At 71.8% G+C, this 3721-nt stretch carries 2 protein-coding genes and 1 pseudogene; all 3 read left to right on the forward strand.

The window, feature by feature from the left end:
- Nucleotides 1-148: 148 nt before the first annotated feature.
- Nucleotides 149-1497, forward strand: a pseudogene (locus tag DMB66_RS58665) (amino acid adenylation domain-containing protein); the annotation flags it as partial.
- Nucleotides 1474-1818: a phosphopantetheine-binding protein gene (locus DMB66_RS65075; protein ID WP_305028225.1), complete on the forward strand. Its 345-nt coding sequence runs from the start codon at nt 1474-1476 to the stop codon at nt 1816-1818. The pseudogene DMB66_RS58665 and the gene DMB66_RS65075, both read left to right, overlap by 24 nt.
- A gap of 1 nt (nt 1819) precedes the next feature.
- Nucleotides 1820-3721: condensation domain-containing protein (locus tag DMB66_RS58670; RefSeq protein WP_148112933.1), on the forward strand; the 1902-nt coding region annotated here is incomplete at its 3' end.

Genomic DNA, 3721 nt, shown 5'->3' on the forward strand with positions numbered 1-3721 from the left:
GTTGGGGGGTGATGAGCGGCGGTGGTTGGTGGAGTTGGCGGCGGGTGCGGTGGTGGAGGTGGGGGATGGGTGTGCGTTGCCGGGGTGGTTCGAGGAGCGGGTGCGGTTGTGTCCGGATGCGGTGGCGGTGGTGTGTGGTGGGGAGGTGGTGTCGTTCGGTGAGTTGAATGTGCGGGCTAATCGGTTGGCGTGGTGGTTGCGGTCGAGGGGGGTGGGTGCGGAGTCGTTGGTGGGGTTGTTCCTGGATCGGGGTGTGGAGTTGGTGGTGGCGGTGTTGGGGGTGTTGAAGGCGGGGGTGCGTATGTGCCGTTGGATCCGGGGTATCCGGCGGATCGGGTGGCGTTCATGGTGGCGGATTCGCGGCCGGGGGTGGTGTTGACCCGGGCGGGGGTGGTGGATCGGTTGCCGGTGGGTGTGTCGGGTGTGGTGTTGGAGGATGTGGTCGGGGAGTTGGCCGGGTGTCGGGTTGATGATCCGGTGGGGGTGGTCGGGCCGGACAATCTGGCGTATGTGATCTATACGTCGGGTTCCACCGGGCGGCCGAAAGGCGCCGCCGTCACCCACCGCGGCCTCGGCATCGTGGCCGCCGCCCAGCAGCGCCTGTTCGGGCTCACGGCCGACGACCGGGTCCTCCAGTTCGCCTCGCCCAGTTTCGACGCGTCGCTGTTCGAGCTGTTGATGGGCCTGGCCAGCGGCGCGCGGTTGTACATACCGACGGCCGCCGACCGCGCGCCGGCCGACCTGGTCGACTTCCTGGCCGCGGCCGAGATCACCACGGTCACGCTGCCGCCGTCGCTGCTGGCGTCGCTGCCCGACGACGTGTCCCTGCCGGCCCTGCGCCTGGTGACCGTCGCCGGCGAGGCCTGCCCGCCCGGGTTGGTGGCGCGGTGGCGCCGGCCCGGGCGCCGGTTCGTCAACCTCTACGGCCCGACCGAGGCCACCATCTGGTCGACCAGCCATCCGGTGACGGACGGGTCGATCGACCGCACCGTCCCGATCGGCCGGCCGATACCGGGCGTGTCGACGTGGGTCCTGGATCAGGCCATGCGGCTGGTGCCGATCGGCGTCGCCGGTGAGTTGTACGTCGGTGGCGGCGTGCTTGCCCTCGGATATCTGGGTCGACCCGACCTGACCGCCGAACGCTTCGTGCCCGACCCGTACGCCGAGACCGCCGGCACCCGCCTCTACCGCACCGGGGATCTGGCCCGCTGGACCGACGACGGCACCCTGGAGTTTCTGGGCCGGGCCGACGAACAGGTCAAGGTGCGCGGCTATCGCATCGAGCCGGGCGAGATCTCGGCGGTGTTGACCACCCACCCGGCCGTCCGTGAGGCGCTCGTGGTGGCCCGGCCGGCACCGTCCGGCCCGGACGAGCTGGTCGCCTACGTCGTCGGCGCGTCGATCGACCCGGTGGAGCTGCGGGCGCACTGCGCGCGGTCGCTGCCCGAGCACATGCTGCCCGCCTCGATCGTCGTGCTCGACCGGCTGCCGCTCGGCCCCACCGGAAAGGTCGACCGCCGCGCCCTGCCCGCGCCGACCGCGGCGGGTGCGGGGGGCGCCTTCGTCGCGCCCCGGGGGCCGCTGGAGGAGGCGCTGGCCGAACTCTGGACGGAGGTGCTCGGCCGGCCGGTCGGCGCCTTCGACGACTTCTTCAAGGTGGGCGGCCACTCCCTGGCCGCGACGCGGGTGATCACCCGGGTCCGGCGTGACTTCGCCATCCAGGTGCCCGTCCGCGCCCTCTTCGAGTCTCCCCGGCTCGCCGACTTCGCCGCCGCCCTCGTCGCCCTCGAGGTCGAGACCGAGAACGGAACTGACTGAGATGACAACGTTCCACATCACCGACGGACCGACCACGGCGGACGCCACCGCGGCCACCGATGAGGCCACCACCGCGGCGGCCTCGCTGGCGACGGAGCGGCTGCTGCGCCGCCGGCTCGCCCGCCGGGGCGGCGACGAGGGGACGGCCCCGGCCGGTGTCGTGCCCCGCCGGTCGGGCCGGGCGCCGCTGTCGCCCGGCCAGGAGGCGATGTGGCTGGCCGAGCGGCTCGACCCGGGTGCGGCCGCCAACAACTACTGCTTTGTGAACCGGCTCCGCGGCCGACTCGACCCGGCGGCGCTGAACCAGGCATTGACCGAGGTGCACCGCCGCCACGAGGTGCTGCGGACCATCTTCGGCTGGTCGGACGGTGAAGCGGTGCAGGCGGTGCAGCCGGTCGAGCCGGTGCTGGCCGGGGTGGTCGACCTGTCCGGCCACCCCGATCCGCTGGCCCGGGCCTACGAACTCGCGCGCGACCTCCGTGACCGGCCGTACCGGCTCGACGGCGAGCCGGGCGTCCGGTGGCAGCTGATGGCATTGGGCACCGACGACCATGTGCTGGTGCAGTGCATGCACCACGTGGTGGCCGACGGCTGGTCGGAGGCGGTGCTGAATCGCGAACTCTCCACGTTGTACGCGGACTTCCGGGCGGGTGGGCGGTCGACCCTGCCCGAGCTGACAGTGCAGTACGGCGACGTCGCGGCCTGGCAACGGGAGCGGCTTGCCGACGGTTCGCTGCTGCCCCAGCTGACCTACTGGCATGACCAGCTGGCCGGCGCGCCGGCGGTGCTCCGGCTGCCGGTCGACCGCCCGGCGCCGGCCGCCGGCGACGCCAGTGGTGCGACCCTGACCCGGGGCATCCCGGCCCACCTGGTCGAAGCGCTGGCCCGGCTGGGCCAGGCCGAGGGGGCCTCCCTGTTCATGGTGCTGGCCGCGGCGTTCGCCACCCTGCTGAGCCGCTACAGCGGGCAGGAGGAGCTGGTGATCGGGACGCCGATCGCCGGCCGGAACCGCCCGGAGTTCGAGTCGCTGGTCGGGTTCTTCGTCAACACGGTGGCCCTGCGGGTCGACCTGTCCGGCCGGCCGACGTTCCGCGAGCTGCTGCGGCGGGTGCGGGAGGTCACCCTCGACGCCTACACCAACCAGGAGGTGCCGTTCGAACGGGTCGTCGCCGACCTGCGGCCCGACCGTGAACCCGGCCGCCAGCCATTGGTCCAGGCGCGTATCCAGCTCCACAACCCGCCCGAGGAGAGCCTGGATCTGGCTGGTCTGCGGGTCACCCGCGAGCAGCTCATGGTCGACGCGGCCGGGCTGGACCTGTCGCTGTCGCTGATTCCGGACGGATCGGAGCTGCGCGGGTACTGGCAGTACCGGACGGCTCTGCTGGATGACTCCACTGTGGAGCGGATGCAGGGGCATTTCGCGGCGTTGTTGGAGTCGGTGGTGGTGGGGGCGGATGTGGCGGTGTCGGAGTTGGGTTTGTTGGGGGGTGATGAGCGGCGGTGGTTGGTGGAGTTGGCGGCGGGTGCGGTGGTGGAGGTGGGGGATGGGTGTGCGTTGCCGGGGTGGTTCGAGGAGCGGGTGCGGTTGTGTCCGGATGCGGTGGCGGTGGTGTGTGGTGGGGAGGTGGTGTCGTTCGGTGAGTTGAATGTGCGGGCTAATCGGTTGGCGTGGTGGTTGCGGTCGAGGGGGGTGGGTGCGGAGTCGTTGGTGGGGTTGTTCCTGGATCGGGGTGTGGAGTTGGTGGTGGCGGTGTTGGGGGTGTTGAAGGCGGGGGTGCGTATGTGCCGTTGGATCCGGGGTATCCGGGCGGAGTCGGGTGGCGTTCATGGTGGCGGATTCGCGGCCGGGGGTGGTGTTGACCCGGGCGGGGTGGTGGATCGGTTGCCGGTGGGTGTGGTCGGG

This window comes from Actinoplanes sp. ATCC 53533 (genome assembly GCF_003947245.1).